This window comes from Bordetella tumbae (genome assembly GCF_054780995.1).
Genome location: NZ_BAAGVG010000022.1, coordinates 64,412 through 82,418, shown reverse-complemented (window position 1 = coordinate 82,418; position 18,007 = coordinate 64,412). Strand labels below are relative to the sequence as shown.

Here is an 18,007-nt window from a genome sequence, read left to right as displayed (position 1 = left end):
GGAAGGAATATTAAATCTGGCCGCGTTATTTGAGAAATTTTTAATTTGGATATTAAATATTCGAAATAACGATATCGACCGGGACCCCTGGCCTTCCTCCAATGACACCAGATCAACTTTTGACCTTTGCGTATGTTGCGGACGTGGGCAATATCAGCCGCGCGGCGGAATTGCTGTATTTATCCCAGCCGGCCGTATCGGGGCAGTTACGTTTGCTGCAAGACTGGTTCGGCGAGCCGCTGTATCGGCGCAAGGGGCATGGCGTGGTCTTGACCCCGGCGGGCGAGCGCCTGGCCGAGCAAGCCCGTCAGCTACGCCAGGTCTATCAGCAGGCGCAAACCCTGCGTGAGGCGTGGCAAGGGCTGGAAACGGGCAGGCTGCGGCTGGGGGCGAGCACGACGCCAGCCAGCTATCTGCTGCCCGCGCTCGTCGCCGAGTTCCACCAGCGGTTTCCGGCAGTCAGTCTGCATCTGTCCGACGGCAACACCAGCCAGATCGTGGAGCGTTTGCCTACTTTGGATTTGGCCTTTATCGAGGGGGAGGTGCCGGCGGGCCTGCCCGTGGATACGATGGTCCACCAGTGGCGGCAGGACGAGGTCGTGGCGATTGCGCGTGCAGACCATCCCTTGGCGCGGCACGGTGTCGCGCATTTGCAGGAGCTGGTCAATTTTGCCCTGGTCATGCGAGAACCGGGATCGGGTGTGCGGCAATTGGTCGAGCGGGCGTTTGCCGACGAGGGTTTGGCGCCTGCCGTGGGATTGGAGCTGGCTGGCGTCGAGGGGGTGAAACAGGCCGTGCGTGCCGGCCTGGGGATCGGATTCGTCTCGCTGCTGTCAATGCGGCACGAGGATGGTACCTTGGCCGTGATCCGGCTCTTGCCGCAGCCGTTGACACGCACACTCAGTATTCTCGTCCCGCACTCGCAGAGCTCGGCGCGCGCGGCCGAGCGTTTTCTGGAGTCTTGCCTGACACTACGATCCGAGGTGTGACCAGTACCGAGTCAGTCGGGACGAGCCAACCATTTCCTTGCCAGTTCCACCCAATACGTCCCGCCCAGCGGCAGCAGGTCGTCATTGAAATCGTAGCTGCCGTTGTGCAGCATGCACGGGCCCGCGCCATGCCCCACGTCGCGGTGTGTGCCGTCACCGTTGCCTATCCACACATAGCAGCCGGGCAGTTCCTGCAGCATGAACGCAAAATCCTCGGCGCCCATGGTCGGCTGGACGTGGTCGTGGACATTTTCCGCGCCGACGATGCTGCGCATGACCTCGACACAGAATGCCGTTTCGTTGGCATGGTTGATCGTCGGCGGGTAGTTGCGGTGGAATTCGAATTCCACGGTGCAGTCCAGGGCCTCGCACGTATGCCGAGCGATATCGTGCATGCGGCGTTCGATCAGGTCCAGCGTTTCGTGCGTGAACGTCCGTACCGTGCCTCGCATGATGGCGACATTGGGCACGACGTTGTCGGCGCTGCCGGTATGGATCTGCGTGATGCTCAGCACCGCTGCATCCAGCGGGTTGCGGTTGCGCGTGATGATGGTCTGCAATGATTGCGCCAGTTGCACTGCCGTCATGACCGGGTCTATGCCCAGATGGGGCATGCCTGCATGCGTGCCCTTGCCTTGAATCGTAATGACGAACTCGTTGCTCGACGCCATGATGGGGCCGGCCGTTACCCCAAATTGGCCCACCTGCAGGCCAGGCCAGTTGTGCATGCCGAACACGGCGTCCATCGGGAATCGGGTGAACAGGCCGTCATCGATCATGCGTTTCGCGCCGCCGCCGCCTTCTTCGGCGGGTTGGAAAATCACATAGACGGTGCCGGGAAAATCGCGGTACTGCGCCAGATAGCGTGCCGCAGCCAACAGCATGGCAGTGTGGCCGTCGTGGCCGCAGGCGTGCATTTTGCCTGCGTTCTGGCTGGCGTGTTCAAAGGTGTTTGCCTCTTGCATCGGCAGCGCATCCATGTCGGCGCGCAACCCCACGGTGCGAGGACTGTCGATATTGCCGCGAATGATGCCGACAACGCCTGTGCCGCCTAACCCGCGATCGACTTCGATGCCCCATTCGAGGAGCTGGGTGGCGACGACGTCAGAGGTACGGAATTCCTCGAAAGACAATTCCGGATGTGCGTGAATGCCGCGCCGGATACGGGCGATCTCTTCGTGCCAGGCGACGATGGGTTCTAACAGATTCATCGGAGTCTCGATGGAGTTGAGCCAAGGGCAACAAGGGTATTATCAAACAAAAACCCTCAGAATATGTATCACACGTGGAGACCTCACTATGTCGCGTCCTTGGCTTGCTCATTATCCCGCTGGCGTTCCTGCGGAAATATCCATCGAGCCTTATGCGTCATTGCCCGACTTGCTGGATCGGGCTTGCCGCAAGCATGCCGCCCGCGTCGCGTGCACGGCCATGGGGGCGGATATCAAATACGCGGAGCTGGATCGCCAGGCGCGCGCGTTTGCCGCATGGTTACAGAGCCAGGGGCTGAAAAAAGGCGCTCGCGTGGCGCTGATGATGCCCAACGTGCCGGCTTATCTAGTGTGCTTGTTAGGGACTTTGCGCGCGGGCCTGGTGGTGGTCAACGTCAATCCGCTTTACAAGACAGATGAGTTGCAGCGGCAATTGCTCGACAGCGGTGCCGAAGTCATCGTCATTCTGGAAAATTTCGCACATACCTTGCAAGCCGTCAGTGACCGTGGTGCGCTGCGGCATGTGGTGGTAACGGGGCCGGGGGATCTATTGGGTGGTTTGAAAGCACCCCTGGTGAACTTCGTGGCTCGCTACATCAAGCGCATGGTCCCCGATTGGCGGATCGAGGGGGCACACCATTTGTCTCACGTGTTGTCGCAGGGCGCATCGGCCGCGTTCACAGCCCCTCCATTGGGGCATGATGATGTCGCGGTTTTGCAGTACACAGGTGGGACCACCGGCACACCCAAGGGAGCCATGCTGTCGCATGGTAATTTGATTGCCAACGTACTGCAGCTCGAGGCCGTGGCGCGGCCCGCACTGAAAGATCTGGACAACACGCAGCTCACCATTATCAGCGCCTTGCCGCTGTATCACGTGTTTGCCATGACGGTGTGCGGTTTGTTCGGTCTCTATGCGGGGATGCGTAATGTGCTGATCATCAATCCCCGCGATCAGCCGGCCTTGATCGATGCATGGCGCAAGGCCGGCATCAATATTTTCCCGGGCGTGAATACCTTGTTCAATGCCCTGGCGAACAACTCGGATTTTGCCAAGCTGGATTTTTCTGGATTGCGATTGACGCTGGGTGGTGGGATGGCGGTGCAGCGCCATGTGGCTGAGCGCTGGCTGCAGATCACGGGACATCCCTTGGTAGAGGGCTATGGTTTGTCGGAAACCTCGCCCGTTGCCACGGTCAATCCTACCGACACGACGGCGTATTCTGGTTCAATCGGTCTGCCTTTGCCATCGACCGATGTGGCGATTCTGGATGACGAGGGCAAACCCTTGCCGCTGGGAGAGCGTGGAGAAGTGTGCATACGCGGCCCGCAAGTCATGCTGGGGTATTGGCAAAAACCCGATGAAACGCGCTTGTGCATGACTGCGGACGGTTTCTTTCGGACGGGCGATATTGGCATCATGGACGAGCAGGGCTATACCCGTATCGTCGATCGCAAGAAAGACATGATTGCCGTATCTGGGTTCAAGGTCTATCCGAACGAGGTCGAAGCCGTCATCGCATCGCATCCGGGTGTGCTGGAATGCGCGGTGGTGGGCGTGCCCGATGAGCATTCTGGCGAGACCGTGAAAGCCTTTGTGGTGAAGAAAGACGAGTCGCTGACTGAAGCCCAACTGATCGATTGGTGCAAAGACAAGCTCACGGGCTATAAACGCCCACACAGCGTGGAGTTTCGCGCCGAGCTGCCCAAGAGTAACGTGGGCAAGATTCTGCGGCGCGAATTACGGCCGGACTAGTTTCATTGCTTGTGCAGATGCGGCGCGATCATGCCGTGCAGGGCCTCCACAATGGCGGGGTTGCCTGCCACCACGCGCCCGCCGATAGGCCACGGGTCATGCTGGTGCATGTCGTGGCAAACACCGCCTGCCTCGCGCATGATCAAGGTGCCCGCCGCCACATCCCACGGCGCCAGGCCCATTTCCCAATAGCCGTCATAACGTCCGCATGCCGTCCATGCGAGATCCAGTGCTGCCGCCCCCATGCGCCGCACGCCCCGCGTGATGCAGATGGCTTCTTTCAGCATGGGCATGTATTGATCGGCGAACGAGAAATCGCGAAACGGAAAACCCGTCGCCAGGACGGCGTCATTGAGGGTTTTGGTACGCGAGCACGTAATGCGCCGGCCGTTGAGCCACGCGCCGATGCCGTGGACGGCGGTGAATAGTTCTTCGCGGCAGGGGTCATACACGACACCGATGACCGGCGTGTCTTCTTGCAGAGGGTCCGTGCCGGGGACTCGTGTGCCCGCATGCGCGACCAGCGCAATCGACACGGCATAGTGGGGTACGCCATGCAGAAAGTTGGTCGTGCCATCCAACGGGTCGATATACCAGGTGGCGGGGCCCTGAGGGGTGCCGCCTGTTTCTTCGGCCACAATGCCAAAATCAGGCGTGCGCGAGCGTAGCACCTCGATAATGGCAGCCTCGGCCTCGCGATCGGCTTGTGAAACCAGATCGTTGCGGGCTTTGTGGTCGATCACGAGGTCGCTGCGATGATGAGCATAGGACTGCAGGATGGCTGCACCTGAATGGGCTGCCGATGCGGCAGCGTCGATCGCAGCGCCAAGATCCAGCGCGGAGGTTGAAGGCATCGTAGTACGTCCGGTCTTCAGCATGAGTCCAGTGTAAGCCTTTGAAGCGGTGGGCTCGGCACTTCTGCCAGAATCAGTCGTTTATACGTGGCTTTCACCCAACGTCATGGTGTTGTCGTCTTAGGTATGCTGTCTATCGCAACGAGGTGATAGGCGGCGCGGGGCCTCGTCGTGAAAATCGCGTAATTTGCTCCAAAATAGCAACATTGCCCGCCTTGTCGTTGTCTCTCTGTATCTATGTCCTCTTACGTTCCGCTGACTGCTCCTGACGCCGGTTTCGATGCCGATGGCCATTTTCGCAATGCCTCGTATGGCGATGTTTATCATTCGACTGCGGGCGCGCTTGGGCAAGCAGAGTATGTATTTCTGCGGGGCAACGGTTTGCCTGAGCGGTGGCGTGGTCGGCACACGTTTACCGTGTGCGAAACGGGTTTCGGATTAGGGTTGAATTTTCTGGCGTTGTGGGATGCATGGCGCAAAGATCCCGCTCGTTGTGCACGATTGCATATGCTCTCGGTCGAGGCGCATCCGTTTACGCGCGATACGCTGGCCCAGGTGCTGCGGCGATTGGCGCCCGAACCGTTGCGCGCATTGGCGGATCAACTGGCAGCTCAATGGCCGGTGTGCCTGCCGGGCCTGCATCGTCTCGAGTTCGAGCGGGGCGCAATCACGCTGACATTGGCGTTTGGTCGAGCCGAGACCGTCGTACCGCAATTACGTGCCAGCGTGGATGCGTATTTTTTGGATGGCTTTGCGCCAAAGCGCAATCCCGATTTGTGGCAACCCGCATTGATGCATGACTTGGCACGCTTGGCTGCGCCCGATGCCACACTGGCGACGTGGGCCAGTGCGGGCGTGGTGCGTCAGGCCTTGAGCGCAGCGGGGTTCGAGGTCCGCAAGCAGCCAGGATATGCGGGCAAATTGCACATGACGGTAGGCGTGCGGACAGCGCAAGCCGCGCCGCCCGTGCAATCGGGGCTATCTGCACAAGCGAAAGGCGGCACGCCGTTGGGCCACAAAATCTCCGCACTGGATGAGGCCTGGTCACAGGCCCGTGATGCGGACAGTCTCGGCGCGGGCGAGATCGTCATTGTCGGGGCCGGACTGGCGGGAGCCGGCATCGCACAGGCATTGGCGCTGCGAGGCCGGTCAGTGGTGGTGATTGATCCCGCAAACTCGGCAGATGACCTGGCCCATGCCGGCCACGTTGCGGCGGCCCTGACGCCAGTGATCGCTCGAGATGATAATTCCCGCGCACGATTGTCGCGCGCGGGCAGTTTCAGAGCCCAAGCCCGTTGGGCCGGGCTGGCATCGGACGCTGCTCCGTTGCGCTGCGGCACCTTGCAGCTCGAGCGCGACGCGGGCCGTATGGCTGCGCTGGGCGACACATTGCGGCAACTGCAGTTTCCCGCAGACTGGGTGCGAGCCGTCGATCGTGACGAGGCCTCGGCGCTGGCAGGCATATCGGTCGCGAGAGGGGGCTTGTTTTTCACCGATGGGTCATTGGTACAGCCTGCAGCGTTGATTCCTGCCTTGTTGCACACCCCTGGTGTGCGGTGTGTATCGGGGTGTGCGTTCGATTTGCGGCGTCTGGACTCGGGTTGGCAGGTTCGTGGCGCCGACGGTGAGGTCCTGGCTCAGGCGGCGACCGTGGTATTGGCCAACGCGTTCGGGGCGCAGGCGTTGTTGCGCGAGAGCGGTTTGCTGGATCCGCTGCCGAGGTTGGCGCAGATGCATCGGCTGGCAGGACAAGTCAGCTTGCTGCCGGCGTACGAGGGACACGAGACCGGCGGCGCAGGGCTCGGCCCGCGCTGTATCGTCGGCGGTGAGGGGTATCTGCTACCTGCAATACAGGGCCAGTGCGTGGCCGGCAGTACCTATGAGCATGGCGCCGTGGTTTCCGAGGTCAGCGCAACTGGCCGGCAAACCAATCTGGACAAAGTCGCCGGACTCTTGGGGGGCTTGCCCACGGACTGGGCATCGCTGACGCCGGGCGAACTGCCCGGGTGGGCCGGATGGCGAGCCGTCCTGCCTGGACGCTTGCCCGCGATCGGCCCTTTGTCACATGCCCCTGGGGTGTGGATTGCGGCAGGGTATGCGTCGCGAGGCCTCAGTTGGTCGGCATTGAGCGGGGATCTGATTGCCAGTGCGCTATGCGGGGAACCGCTGCCGCTAGAGGCAGATCTGCTTGCCGCCATTGCGCCGCGTTAACGCCACGATGGCGGTTGTTGACCGCAGAAGCCTCGATAAATCAAATAAATCTGTGCGGCAGATACTACGCGGTAATCCCAGATTGCCGGGTTCTGTATTCAAGTTTTCGGCTGGTTTGACATGGGGATTCGACCCGAAAAACGAAAGCGATTTTATTTCGTGGGCCAAATCCGTCAAAATAACGTCTTTTAACGGTTTTTTGGCTTAAGCCGGGGGATGCTCTGTGCCGCCCAAGTTCGACTTTGCCCATACTACCCAACTCGAGTCCGTCGAGTTGCTGTCGTCACGCCCGAGCCGCATCGATTTCGACGCGGGAGACGGGTTGCACCTGGTAGTCGAGGCGCATGCGCCTGGTGTCTTTCGCCTGCGCTGTGGCCAGGCGAGTGCCCTTAATGAGGAAAAACCCAGCGCGCGCGTACGCGCCGTTGCGGAAATGTTGTTGGCTCGCCAAGAAGCAGTAGGCGAGTGTACGGTCACGCCCCAAGACGACGGCAAAGGCTGGCGTATTGCTCAGGGCGAGGTGTCGTTCGATATCCAGACGGATCCGGTGCGGATCGCCTTGTATCGTGGCGAAACGCAGGTGCTTGCTTCTGATATCTCGGAGCACGAGCCCGCTTTTGGCCATGATGCGCTGGATGAGGCAGATGATGCGGTCTGGAGCGCGGCTTTCACTCTGCAGGCTGATGAGCGTCTCTACGGCCTGGGCGAAACCTCTGGTGATCTGAATCGTCGCGAAGAAGCGATCGTTTCCGATGACCCGGATCATCGCGCGCTGCCGTTGGCCTGGAGCCCGCGCGGTTGGGGCATCTATGTCAATACGATGCATCGCGTGCACCACGATCTGGGGGTGGCGCCGACGGCGTCTGCCTACACGGTCAGTATCGAAGACACCGTGCTGGACGTGTTCCTGTTCGTCGGTGACCCTAGCGAGATCCTGAACCAATACACAGCGTTGACAGGCCGTGCCGGCCAGCCGGTGCTGTGGGCGATGGGTGCCTGGCTGCAGCAGGCCGAGGGCGAGATGCCCACCGAGACCGCTGCCCTGGTCGAGCGGATGCGCGAGCTGCAGTTGCCGCTGGACGCCGTCAAGCTGGCTGCACCCTCGGCCTGGGGGTTCCAGTCCGACAAGGCTGTCTTTGAATGGGACGCCCAGCGTTTCCCGGATGCCAAACAAATGTTGGCGCTGTTTCACAAGCACCACGTTCACGTCGCGGCAACCGGTTTTCCTGGCGTCATCCAGGCCAGTCCCCTGTTCGAGGAACTGGAGGATCGGGGCTGGCTATTGACCCGCGATGATGGCAGTGCCCAGGTTTTCGACGGCAACGAAGCCACGGCCGGTCGGCCCTATGGTCTGCTGGATCTGACCTATCGCGACGTCTATAACCTCTGGATCGAGCGCCATCGTCAATTGATCGAGGACGGTCTGGACGCTCCCGTCTGTGATGCGCAGATTGCCATTCCTGACGACGTCAGCGCACGCAACGGCGACAACGGCGCGATCCTGCGTTCCCAATATCCGTTGCTGGCACGCCGCGCCTTGTTCGAGGCTGTAGCGGGCCACAAGGTCCCCCCCGAGGGCGTAGTGCCCAGCACCGATTTGTTCCCGGCGGCCCAACGCCTGCCGTGGCAGCTCGGCCCGCAAGTCACCAACGACTGGGTTGGATTGGAACAGACCTTGCGTACGGCGTTGTCCATCGGGGCGAGTGGTGTGCCGGTGCAGGTGCATAACATCGGTTCTGCCAAGGCGCCGCTCGATGGCATGAGCGCCGAGCTGTATCTGCGCTGGCTGACTGTTGGCGTGTTTTCGGCGAATTTCTGCTTCCAGGGCGTTCCTGGCTTGATGCCCTGGGCATTTGGCGATGAGGCGCTCGAGCAGTCGCGTACCTGGCTGCAATGGCGTTACCGCTTGGTCCCCTACGTCTTGGGCGCGATCGAAGACTCGGCGCGTACCGGGCTGCCGGTGCAGCGCTCGATGGCATTGAGTTTTCCGCATGACCCTGAGGCCCACAATTGGGACCTGCAGTATTTGCTAGGGCCGGCCTTGCTGGTGGCCCCGGTGATGCAGCCGGGCAATAGCGTGAACGTGTATCTGCCCAAGGGCGATGCCTGGTGGGATTTGAACACCGGCTATCGCTACGAAGGCGGCACCACCTTGGCCGTCGAGTGGGGAACGGATAAATACCCCGTCTTTGGCCGTGAAGGGCATATGTTGTGTCTGGGCCCTGTGGCGCAGCATGCGGGCGAGTTCAACTCCGCACGCATCCTGGACGAAGTCTGGATGTTCGGCATGCCGGTGCATAACCCCGTGGTGATGCGCAACAAGATCCGTGTCATGCAAATGCAGGGGTCCAGCTATATCAAGGGCCTCGAAGGCCTACGCATCCTTCCCTCCGAAGGGCTGGAAGTCAAACGCCGCGGCGCCGAAGTCCGCATCTCGCGCGCTCGGTAACCAGCGTCTCCCGGCGTCCATCGGCGGTAAATGCCGATGGACGCCGATCTTGCTGTTCCCATTGATCCGTCCTCGTACCCCTGCTTGCCGCAGGGGGCAGATGGATTCGTAGATGGCGCAGTTATATTTCTAATAGTTATTAAAAAGAGACGAAACAGTCGTTCTCTTTAGAAACGCGATCCTCGACAATCGCAACGCCATGATTCACATTCAACATCTATCGAAGACTTACGCGACGCCGCACGGCCGCTTTGAGGCGCTGCGCGACATCAGCCTGCAAATCGAACAGGGCGAAGTTTTCGGCATCATCGGCCCCAGCGGGGCAGGAAAAAGCACGCTGGTCCAGTGCATTAATTTGCTGGAGCGTCCCGATAGCGGCCAGATCTCTATTGGGGGCACCGAGCTGACCTGCCTGGGCGAGACCGAGCTGCGCAACCAACGCCGCCGCATCGGCATGGTCTTTCAAGGCTTTAACTTGCTGGCCCGTCGTACGGTGTACGGCAACGTGGCCTTGCCTCTGGAGATCGCTGGCGTGCCGCGCGATCAGATCCCTGCCAAAGTCGAGCGTTTGCTGGCGTTGGTCGGGTTGGAACATCTGCGCGATCGCTATCCCAGCCAGATCAGTGGTGGGCAGAAACAGCGCGTGGGGATTGCCCGTGCCCTGGCCAACGACCCCGATGTGCTGCTGAGCGACGAGGCGACTTCGGCGCTGGACCCGGAAACCACGCACAACATTTTGGCCTTGCTGCGGGATATCAACCAGAAAACCGGTGTGACCGTCGTCATGATCACGCACCAGATGGAAGTCGTGCGCGAAATTTGCGATCGTGTGGCGGTGTTGTCGCATGGCCAGGTGGTCGAGTCCGGCCGTACGCAGGACATTTTTGCCTCGCCCCGGCACGAGGTGACCAGCGCCATGGTGTCGGCCGCGACGGCCTCGGACCTGACCGACGCCACTCTGGCCGCCACGCATGCACGCATGGCCGACATGGCCGCCGCACGGCCCGGGACGCAGGCGCGTCTGCTGCGTATTCGCCTGGCGGGCGGCGCCTCGGCTGGCACACTGTTGTCCGACCTGACGCGTCAGCACGCGCTGGATGTCAGCCTGGTCCAGGCCCGCGTCGAAGACATCCAGGGGGTTGCTGTCGGTACCTTGTTCGTATTGGTGCAAGGCGCACCTGACGCCGTCAATCAGGCGCTGAACGCCCTGGCTGCATTAGATATTTCCGTAGAAGACATCGCCCCATGAGTTCGCAACTGTTCGACTTGCTCGTCACCTCGCTGCTGGAAACCTTGCTGCTGGTCGGCGTGCCCAGCCTGATTGCCGTCATCATCGGTATTCCGCTGGGTGTCATCCTGGTGGTGACCGCACGCGGCGCGATGCTGCAAAACCTGACCGTCAACCGTGTGTTGGGCGCCGTCGTCAACATCACCCGTTCAGTGCCGTTCATCATCTTGATGGTGGCCATCATCCCGTTCACGCGGTTTATCGCCCAGACCTCGATCGGCACCACGGCGGCGATCGTGCCGCTGTCTGTCGCGGCTATTCCATTCATGGCCCGTATCGCTGAAAACGCCATGCGCGAGGTCGACTCGGGGCTGTTGACCGCGGCGCGCGCCATGGGCGCGAGTCCGTTGCAGATCATTGTCAAAGTCCTGTTGCCGGAATCCCTGCCGGGGTTGGTGGCTGCCACGATCGTGACCATCATCAGTCTGATTGGCTATTCCGCCATGGCGGGTGCCATTGGCGGTGGCGGCCTGGGCGACGTAGGTATTCGCTACGGTTACCAGCGCTTCCAGCCGGAGGTCATGCTGGCCGTCGTGGTGGTGTTGGTTGTTTTGGTGCAGTTTGTACAAGGGCTAGGCGATTGGCTGGTCCGTCGCATGTCGCATCGTTAATTTGTCCTCCTCGGAAGTCTCATCATGAGCATCAAATTTTTGAAATCGTTGGCCGCCCTGGCCTTGGGCGCCGCCGTTGTTACTCAACCCGCGCTCGCCCAAGACAAGCCGCTCAAGATCGGTGTGACGGCGGGGCCGCACGCGCAGATCTTTGACGTGGTCAAGGCAGAGGCTGCCAAGCAGGGCCTGCAAGTGCAGATCATCGAGTTCAGCGACTACGTGCAGCCCAACGCTGCGCTGTCTGCTGGCGATCTGGATATGAACAGCTACCAGCATCAGCCCTACCTGGACTCCGCCAATGCGGATCGTGGCTACAAACTCGTCAGCATCGGCAAGACGGTGATTTTCCCCATCGGCATCTACAGCAAAAAGGTCAAAAACCTGAACGAGCTGAAAGACGGCGCGCAGATCGGTATCCCCAACGATCCGACCAACGGTGGCCGTGCCTTGCTGCTGTTGCAGCAACACGGGCTGATCAAGCTGAACCCCGACGCGGGTCTCAAAGCGACGCCGATCGACATCACGGAAAACCCGCGCAAGCTGCGTTTTGTGGAATTGGATGCCGCACAACTGCCGCGTTCGCTCGATGACGTCGATGCCTCCGCCGTGAACACCAATTTCGCCATGGAAGCAGGCCTGGATCCGAACAAGGACGCGATTGTGCGCGAGTCCTCCGAGTCGCCCTATGCCAACGTGCTGGTGGTGCGCGAGCAAGACAAAGACCGAGCAGATCTGAAAAAGCTGGCCAGCATCTACCAGAGCGCCGCTACCAAGGCCTTCATCGCTGAGAAATTCAAGGGTGCGGTGGTTGCCGCCTGGTAATTCGGGGTGGCGTAAATCGGCGGCATACGCGTTGCCGCCGGCGGTATTTTGAGCAGGAACGTAATTTTAGATTTGACAGGCTGATTCAGTTTCGTCATAATCTTGGGCTTCGGTCGGGCCTTTAGCTCAGTCGGTAGAGCAGCGGACTTTTAATCCGTTGGTCGCGAGTTCGAGTCTCGCAGGGCCCACCACCAGATGCAAAACAACGCCAACTCTTCGGAGTTGGCGTTGTTGTTTGTGGTGCTAGGTTTGAGATTCAGTGCCCATCGCTGGATCGCTCACCGAGTGTTCACCGGTCTCTACACGCCCGGCAAAGCGGCGCATGAATGCGGTATCGCTATCGCATTTCACCTGGAAATCGTACCAACGACCACTGTCGGCCAGTTCCCAATGCAGGGATTCCTGGGCGCCCGCCGCGACGGTGACCGTCCATGGGCCATCCTCACGATACGCCACCGGCGTGATCGTGAAGGTGCAGTCCGCCGAGCCGCCATTCATCAGTTCTGCGTACACATTGCCGTTGGCGATGTCATAGCAGACACGGATTTCCGGATGCGCGCCGCTGTCGGCGATGCGCGCGGTGTCGCCGGCAAAGTGACGGTGATAGCCATTGGGCCCCAGCACCCACAGATCGTAGCGTCCCAGATTGTCCAGGCCCGCGTTCCACGTGTCATCCAGCGTGGTGCCGGCCTCCAGCGTGTAGCGGCGCGGAATGCGGTCTAGATGATGGCGGTCATAGACATGAAACACGGCAGCCTGCGTGCCCGTGTTGGAGAACAGCAGTTGAACCTGGCCGTCAGCGTTGGCACGTGCGCTCGTGTGCAGCTCATAGGGCAGCGCGCGTGACGGACGTGTGCCGCTGGCTTGCAGAGGCATCTGCAAATCGGTGGGTAACGGTACCTGGGGCAGTGCGGCCTGAGCATCGCGTAGTTGATCTGCATCGGCGCGTGTGAGACGGCCGCTCAGCGTCGGCAGTACCTCTTCATTGGGCGTGGCGAAATTCAGCGCGCTGGTCAGGTCACCACAGACGGCACGGCGAAATGGGCTGATGTGAGGTGCCTGGACACCGAAACGCGACTCCAGAAAACGCAGTACAGACGTGTGGTCGAAGACTTGCGAGTTGACCCAGCCGCCGCGGCTCCACGGGGAAATCACGTACAGGGGAACGCGAGGGCCGGGGCCAAATACACGTCCGTCAGCCTCGGGCTGGCCAGAGCTGCCCTCCGGCGAGGCCTGCGTATAGTATTCGTACGCCATATCGCCCTCTGACAGCGTGGTCTTGCCTGCGAGACTGCCGTCGGCATTGTGCGAGGGAGCGGACGGTGAGGGCACGTGGTCAAAGAAACCATCGTTCTCATCGAAGTTGACCAGCAGGACTGTCTTGCTCCAGACCTCCGGGTTGGCGGTGAGCGCATCCAAGATTTCCTGGATGAACCAGCCGCCTTGCACCGGACTGGAGGGGCCGGGATGTTCGCAGTAGATCGAGGGCGCATTTATCCACGAGACTTGCGGCAGCTTGCCCTCTAGAACATCGCGCCGGAAGGCATCCAGATACGTATCGGGCGTGGTGCCTGGCAAGGTATTGGCGATGCCTTTATACAGCGGATTGCCGGGGTTATCCGTGGCTGCGTCGTAGGCGTGATACGGCAGCGCTTGGCCCGTATTGGCATACGGCGAATTCGGCTCGCCGCCGCTGGAAACCGGAAAGCCCGAGGCGAGATTGGCCGCACGGAACTGACGGAACGCGCCCAACATGTTGTCGCCCCATTCGTCAGGCATGTTCTGGTAGCAGATCCAACTGACGCCTGCGTCCTCGAGATTCTCGGCGTAGGTTTTCCAGGTGTAGCCGGTCTCCTCATTGCCCGCCGTGCCGGCGATCCAGTCCCATTCGTTGTTCACGTAGGCGACGTTCTGCGCGGTCGGCCCGTTGGTGCCGGTCAGGTGGAAAGAGCGGTTCGCGTCCGTGCCTGTGTGCATGCTGCAGTGGTAGGCATCACAGAGTGTGAATGCATTGGCCAGCGCGAACTGAAAGGGGACTTCCTGTTCCTTGTAATACCCCATGGATTGATCCTGCTTGTAGCGGGGCCATTGGGTCATACGGCCATTGTCCCAGGCCTCTTGGCTATCGACCCAGGTGTGGTTCGTGCCTGATACGCGTTGGGCATTATTGGCCGTGCTATCCAGGTGATAGGGCGTCAAGAGCGCGCCGTTTTGGCGTTCCTGCTGCCAGACCTTGCGGTTGTTGACCATGGGGATGGTGAAGCGGTCACCAAAACCGCGTACGCCTTTGAGCGTTCCGAAATAATGGTCGAACGAACGATTTTCTTGCATCAGGATGACGACGTGTTCGACGTCCTTGATGGTGCCTGTCTTGTTGTTGGCGGGGATGGCCAGCGCTTTGCGGATGCTGGGCGGAAACGTCGCGAGGACGGCGGCGGCGAGGCCTGCGCCCGTAGTGGTTTGCAGGAATTGGCGGCGGGAGGTCATGGGGATTTGTGAGGCGGTCGTGGGCGGATGGCGGGCATCAGGGCGCGCAGCGCAGTTGGGGTTGGGCGGGCTGTTCGGTGCCGGGATCGCTGGGGGCGGGCGATGAGTCGTCGTCATCGCCGCTGCCACAGGCCGCCAGCAGAACGGCCATCGCCAGAGACGCGGCCAATAGGCGTACAGAGGAAAGGTTGGGCATAGGTCAGAGGTTTGCGAAGGATGAAAAACGGCTCGACGCGACGAGGCGTCAAGCCGATGCAAGCCTAAAAGGGGGACGTGACAACAGAGTGAAAGCCGCGGGTGACTCTGTAACGAAATCGAGCGTTGGCTGGAAGGGGCGTAAACCGCTGGCTGCCAATGCCAAACCGCTGCCTGCGGGTGTTTCCATGGCGCGGGGGCGTGTGCGTAGACACACGAATGGCTCAGACGCACAAATAGGGCTTTACAGGCACTTATGCTCAAAGGTAGCATAAGTGCCTGTGCTCTTTTTTTGATCAATATATGCTCATATTGAGCATATAAACATGCTGCCCAGATAGCACCCAATGGAGACTTCGCGATGGAAACGCTTGCCCCTCGAACGATCGAATGTGATCTGCCCGCTCAATCTGCTTCCGGCCTTACGCCCGTCGCGCAAGCCTGGGCCCACGTGCCGGAGCCGCTGCAGGCAGCGCAAAAAGCCACATTAATTGAACGTATCCGCGAGCTGCTGCGGCGCGAACGCGCGGTGCTGGTGGCTCACTACTATGTCGATGCCGATCTGCAGGAGCTGGCCGAGGCCACGGGCGGTTGTGTGGGGGACTCCCTGGAAATGGCCCGTTTCGGGCGCGACCATCCGGCCGATACGCTGGTCGTGGCCGGCGTGCGTTTCATGGGCGAGACCGCCAAGATCCTGAGCCCGGGCAAACGTATTCTGATGCCCGATTTGGAGGCCACCTGCTCGCTCGATCTGGGGTGCTCCCCGGACGCGTTCAGCGCTTGGTGCGACGCGCATCCTGGCCGTACCGTAGTCGTCTATGCCAACACCAGCGCTGCGGTCAAGGCGAGGGCCGATTGGGTTGTGACGTCTTCTATCGCACTGGATGTCGTGGCCGATCTGCACGCGCGCGGCGAACGCATCCTGTGGGCGCCCGACCGGCATCTGGGCGATTACGTGCAGCGCCAGACGGGCGCCGACATGCTGCTGTGGCAAGGCGCATGCATCGTGCATGACGAGTTCAGGGGTACAGAGCTCGAACTACTGCGTGCCGATTATCCGCAGGCCAAAGTGCTGGCGCATCCCGAGTCGCCTCAGCCGGTGTTGGCGCAGGCTGACGTGATCGGCTCCACCACGCAGTTGATCGACGCTGCCCGCAAGCTGGATGCCGCCTCATTCATCGTCGCCACCGATCAGGGTATTTTGTACAAGATGCGCGAGACTGCGCCCGGCAAGACCTTTATCGCCGCGCCGACCGCTGGCAACAGCGCCACCTGCAAGAGCTGCGCGCATTGTCCCTGGATGGCCATGAACGCGTTGTCCAACCTGGCCGATGTGTTGGAACACGGCCACAACGCCATCACGCTCGATCCTGAACTGGGACGGCGAGCGAAAACCCCCATAGACCGCATGCTGGCATTTGCCGACGAGCGCAAGCAACGCGTACGTGCCAGCGGCGACATGGCACGCGACACGACGCTGTATGCCAACGTAGGCCCGGCTTGAAGGGCAGGAGTGCAATCACATGGACTACGACGTACTCATCATCGGCACCGGCCTGGCCGGCTTGTCGGCGGCGTTGGCGCTGGCGCCACATCGACGCGTGGCGCTGATCGCCAAGGGCACCATCGATCACAGTGCCAGCAATCGCGCCCAGGGCGGCATCGCCGCCGCGTTGGACCCCGACGACAGTGTGGATGAACATGTACAGGACACCCTGGTCGCAGGAGCGGGGTTGTGTGATGTTGACGCCACACGCCGGATTGCGTCCCGCGCGCCCGATGCGATTGAATGGCTGCAACGCCAGGGCGTGGATTTCACGCCGGTCTCGGCGGGACAGCGCGAGCTGCATTTGACTCGCGAAGGGGGACATGGCCGACGCCGCATCGCGCATGTTGATGACGCGACGGGGCGCGCGATCATGGCCACGCTCAGTGCGCGAGTACGGAGCCATCCGAACATCACCTTGCTCGAACAGCATTGCGCGATTGATCTGGTCTGGACGCCGCAAGCAGGGTGCCAGGGTTTGCATGTCCTGGATCTGCTGCGTAATCAGATTGTGACTTTAGCAGCGGCACATGTGGTGCTGGCTACGGGGGGCGCAGGGCAGGTCTATGCGCACACCACCACGCCCTCAATTGCGACGGGCGATGGTATTGCCATGGCTAGGCGCGCCGGATGCCGTGTCGCCAATCTGGAGTTCATTCAATTCCATCCCACCAGTCTGTATGACCCGACAGGAGAGACGTTCCTGATTTCCGAGGCGGTACGTGGCGAAGGCGGTCTGTTGCGCCTGCCCGATGGCACGCGTTTCATGCCCACATACGATGATCGTGCCGAATTGGCGCCGCGCGACGTAGTGGCCCGTGCCATTGATCAAGAAATCAAACGCCATGGGCTCGATTGCGTGTACCTGGATATCAGCCACCGGCCACGTGATTTCTTGCTGGCGCATTTTCCCAATATTTATGCGCGTTGTTTGGCGATCGGGATCGATATGGCAGTTCAGCCGATTCCGGTCGTGCCGGCTGCGCACTACACTTGCGGAGGCGTCGTTGCCGATGTTGACGGACGGACGGAATTGCCGGGTCTCTATGTGATTGGCGAGACTGCCTGCACGGGCCTGCATGGGGCCAATCGATTGGCTAGCAATTCATTGTTGGAATGCGTGGTCATGGGGCGCGGGGCCGCGCAGACTATTCTCGATTCGTCTGGCGTACGCGTTCCGCCTCGCGCTGAGGCGTCTGGCCTGTCTCACATCGAAGCGCCTGTCTGGCATGTGCAGATCACCGGCAGGGCCGACGCGGATATTGCACGGACCCGGCAAGCTTTGCGTGAGCTGATGAGCCAGGAGGTCGGCATCGTGCGCAGCGATGCCACGCTAGCCCACGCGGCGCAGCGTATCGCCGAGTGGGTGTCAGAGACGGAACGGTTATGGCAGACACAAGGCGTCAGCCGCGACTTACTGGAGTTGCGCAATCTGCTGCAGGTGGCAGCACTGATCGTGCAGGCTGCTGCGGCACGCCACGAAAGCCGCGGTGCTCATTTCAGTCGGGACTGGCCTGAATAGTGTGGGGGATTACTGCTGCGTGGGTAGTGCATACGATGCCGTTTTCATAACGAGTGCGAGGCGGCA

The 18,007-nt window shown here is 61.0% G+C and carries 12 protein-coding genes, 1 tRNA gene and 1 pseudogene; 10 read left to right on the top strand and 4 right to left on the bottom strand.

The genetic code is table 11. The features are described 5' to 3' along the window. Positions 1–101 precede the first annotated feature (101 nt). The gene (locus ACYVI2_RS22335) at positions 102–989 is read left to right on the top strand and encodes a LysR family transcriptional regulator (RefSeq protein WP_415820044.1); all 888 of its coding nucleotides are present in this window, start codon (positions 102–104) and stop codon (positions 987–989) included. A gap of 11 nt (positions 990–1,000) precedes the next feature. Here ACYVI2_RS22335 and ACYVI2_RS22330 read toward each other — a convergent pair whose 3' ends face one another. Then, on the bottom strand, positions 1,001–2,200 hold the full coding sequence (locus ACYVI2_RS22330) for a M20 aminoacylase family protein (RefSeq protein WP_415820045.1): 1,200 nt from the start codon (positions 2,198–2,200) through the stop codon (positions 1,001–1,003). A gap of 88 nt (positions 2,201–2,288) precedes the next feature. On the opposite strand from ACYVI2_RS22330, the gene ACYVI2_RS22325 reads away from it, so the two are divergent. Next, a complete protein-coding gene (locus ACYVI2_RS22325; protein ID WP_415820046.1) occupies positions 2,289–3,956 on the top strand; it encodes an AMP-binding protein in 1,668 nt (555 codons plus the stop codon). 2 nt (positions 3,957–3,958) lie between these two features. Here ACYVI2_RS22325 and ACYVI2_RS22320 read toward each other — a convergent pair whose 3' ends face one another. Further along, the gene (locus ACYVI2_RS22320; protein ID WP_415820047.1) at positions 3,959–4,810 is read right to left on the bottom strand and encodes an inositol monophosphatase family protein; all 852 of its coding nucleotides are present in this window, start codon (positions 4,808–4,810) and stop codon (positions 3,959–3,961) included. A gap of 237 nt (positions 4,811–5,047) precedes the next feature. Here ACYVI2_RS22320 and mnmC point away from each other — a divergent pair, with 237 nt between their 5' ends. The 6 genes and pseudogenes from mnmC (at position 5,048) to ACYVI2_RS22290 (ending at position 12,382) form a co-directional block, all read left to right on the top strand. Next, positions 5,048–7,021 (top strand): bifunctional tRNA (5-methylaminomethyl-2-thiouridine)(34)-methyltransferase MnmC2/FAD-dependent 5-carboxymethylaminomethyl-2-thiouridine(34) oxidoreductase MnmC1, encoded by a 1,974-nt coding sequence (gene mnmC / locus ACYVI2_RS22315; RefSeq protein ID WP_415820048.1) that lies wholly within the window; start codon positions 5,048–5,050, stop codon positions 7,019–7,021. A gap of 223 nt (positions 7,022–7,244) precedes the next feature. After that, positions 7,245–9,470, top strand: coding sequence for a glycoside hydrolase family 31 protein (locus tag ACYVI2_RS22310; RefSeq protein WP_415820049.1), 2,226 nt, complete (start codon positions 7,245–7,247; stop codon positions 9,468–9,470). A gap of 199 nt (positions 9,471–9,669) precedes the next feature. Then, positions 9,670–10,756, top strand: a pseudogene (locus tag ACYVI2_RS22305) (methionine ABC transporter ATP-binding protein); the annotation flags it as partial. Beyond that, positions 10,716–11,369 (top strand): methionine ABC transporter permease, encoded by a 654-nt coding sequence (locus ACYVI2_RS22300; RefSeq protein ID WP_415820050.1) that lies wholly within the window; start codon positions 10,716–10,718, stop codon positions 11,367–11,369. The pseudogene ACYVI2_RS22305 and the gene ACYVI2_RS22300, both read left to right, overlap by 41 nt. 24 nt (positions 11,370–11,393) lie before the next feature. Beyond that, positions 11,394–12,191 (top strand): MetQ/NlpA family ABC transporter substrate-binding protein, encoded by a 798-nt coding sequence (locus ACYVI2_RS22295; protein WP_415820051.1) that lies wholly within the window; start codon positions 11,394–11,396, stop codon positions 12,189–12,191. Positions 12,192–12,306: 115 nt separating this feature from the next. Continuing rightward, positions 12,307–12,382 (top strand) — tRNA-Lys (locus ACYVI2_RS22290). Between the two features lie 52 nt (positions 12,383–12,434). Here ACYVI2_RS22290 and ACYVI2_RS22285 read toward each other — a convergent pair. Together ACYVI2_RS22285 and ACYVI2_RS22280 are read right to left on the bottom strand one after the other, a co-directional pair. Continuing rightward, the gene (locus ACYVI2_RS22285; RefSeq protein ID WP_415820052.1) at positions 12,435–14,678 is read right to left on the bottom strand and encodes a phosphocholine-specific phospholipase C; all 2,244 of its coding nucleotides are present in this window, start codon (positions 14,676–14,678) and stop codon (positions 12,435–12,437) included. A 37-nt stretch (positions 14,679–14,715) separates the two neighbouring features. Further along, on the bottom strand, positions 14,716–14,874 hold the full coding sequence (locus ACYVI2_RS22280) for a hypothetical protein (protein WP_415820053.1): 159 nt from the start codon (positions 14,872–14,874) through the stop codon (positions 14,716–14,718). Positions 14,875–15,234: 360 nt separating this feature from the next. On the opposite strand from ACYVI2_RS22280, the gene nadA reads away from it, so the two are divergent. Continuing rightward, complete coding sequence (nadA, locus tag ACYVI2_RS22275; RefSeq protein ID WP_415820054.1) at positions 15,235–16,377, top strand: quinolinate synthase NadA; 1,143 nt, start codon at positions 15,235–15,237, stop codon at positions 16,375–16,377. Between the two features lie 19 nt (positions 16,378–16,396). Beyond that, the gene (gene nadB / locus ACYVI2_RS22270) at positions 16,397–17,941 is read left to right on the top strand and encodes an L-aspartate oxidase (protein WP_415820055.1); all 1,545 of its coding nucleotides are present in this window, start codon (positions 16,397–16,399) and stop codon (positions 17,939–17,941) included. Positions 17,942–18,007 lie beyond the last annotated feature (66 nt).

Excerpts from the sequence above, each read along its gene's own strand:
- ACYVI2_RS22335 (WP_415820044.1), top strand. The coding sequence starts at position 102 with ATGACACCAGATCAACTTTTGACCTTTGCGTATGTTGCGGACGTGGGC.
- ACYVI2_RS22330 (WP_415820045.1), bottom strand. The coding sequence starts at position 2,200 with ATGAATCTGTTAGAACCCATCGTCGCCTGGCACGAAGAGATCGCCCGT.
- ACYVI2_RS22325 (WP_415820046.1), top strand. The coding sequence starts at position 2,289 with ATGTCGCGTCCTTGGCTTGCTCATTATCCCGCTGGCGTTCCTGCGGAA.
- ACYVI2_RS22320 (WP_415820047.1), bottom strand. The coding sequence starts at position 4,810 with ATGCCTTCAACCTCCGCGCTGGATCTTGGCGCTGCGATCGACGCTGCC.
- mnmC (WP_415820048.1), top strand. The coding sequence starts at position 5,048 with ATGTCCTCTTACGTTCCGCTGACTGCTCCTGACGCCGGTTTCGATGCC.
- ACYVI2_RS22300 (WP_415820050.1), top strand. The coding sequence starts at position 10,716 with ATGAGTTCGCAACTGTTCGACTTGCTCGTCACCTCGCTGCTGGAAACC.
- ACYVI2_RS22295 (WP_415820051.1), top strand. The coding sequence starts at position 11,394 with ATGAGCATCAAATTTTTGAAATCGTTGGCCGCCCTGGCCTTGGGCGCC.
- ACYVI2_RS22285 (WP_415820052.1), bottom strand. The coding sequence starts at position 14,678 with ATGACCTCCCGCCGCCAATTCCTGCAAACCACTACGGGCGCAGGCCTC.
- ACYVI2_RS22280 (WP_415820053.1), bottom strand. The coding sequence starts at position 14,874 with ATGCCCAACCTTTCCTCTGTACGCCTATTGGCCGCGTCTCTGGCGATG.
- nadA (WP_415820054.1), top strand. The coding sequence starts at position 15,235 with ATGGAAACGCTTGCCCCTCGAACGATCGAATGTGATCTGCCCGCTCAA.
- nadB (WP_415820055.1), top strand. The coding sequence starts at position 16,397 with ATGGACTACGACGTACTCATCATCGGCACCGGCCTGGCCGGCTTGTCG.